The 717-nt window shown below is 28.3% G+C and carries 2 protein-coding genes; both read left to right on the top strand.

The annotated features are described in order from the left end of the window. Positions 1–328 (top strand): hypothetical protein (locus CAN34_RS14310; protein WP_217320637.1); only part of this gene is annotated, 328 nt, incomplete at its 5' end. After that, a partial coding sequence (locus CAN34_RS13705; RefSeq protein WP_217320636.1) for a HEPN domain-containing protein occupies positions 325–717 on the top strand: 393 nt, incomplete at its 3' end. The genes CAN34_RS14310 and CAN34_RS13705, both read left to right, overlap by 4 nt.

Here is a 717-nt window from a genome sequence, read left to right as displayed (position 1 = left end):
TAATTCTCCACAAATTTTATTTGATGGTCTAAGTCTGTATTATGCTTCCAAAGCCTATCCCTTAATTTATGAAATAGAAAATTTAATGCGAAAATTATTAACTAAGTTCATGTTGATAAATGTTGGAGTAAACTGGTATAAAACTGATGTGCCAGATGATGTTGCCAACTCAATTAGAACAAAAGATAATAACTTAAAGAAAGATTTCACATATTTTCATAATACTGATTTTATTCAACTAAAGAATTTTTTATTTAGTGAAGAGTACATTTCAAATAAAAATAAGCTGATCAACACATTAAAGTCTCTTAAAATTAAAAAAATTTGACTATTGAAGATATTGAGAGTCTAGATAAATTAATACCTGAGTCTAACTGGTCCAAACATTTCTCTGATAGTATTGATATTAATGAAAAAGAACTTAGCAATGATTGGCAAAAATTATATGAGTTGAGATGTGATGTAGCTCATAATAAAACTTTTACAATAAATGATTATGAAAATTTAGTAGACTTAATTAATAAGATTAAGCCTATAATTGAAGAAGCTATTGCTAGTCTTTCAAACTTACATATCGAAGAGACTGAAAAGGATAATATTGAGGAGCAGGTCATAGGTAGTATTAGCTCTGAGCTTGGAGAGTTCATGCTATCTTGGAATAAACTTGAAAGCAATATTAGGAGCTGGGCTGACAGTAATTATTCGGATACTGAAACT

Source organism: Psychrobacter sp. DAB_AL32B (assembly GCF_002224105.1).
GTDB lineage: Bacteria > Pseudomonadota > Gammaproteobacteria > Pseudomonadales > Moraxellaceae > Psychrobacter.
The sequence above is the reverse complement of the archived record's forward strand: the minus strand, read 5'-3'. Positions and strand labels throughout refer to the sequence as shown.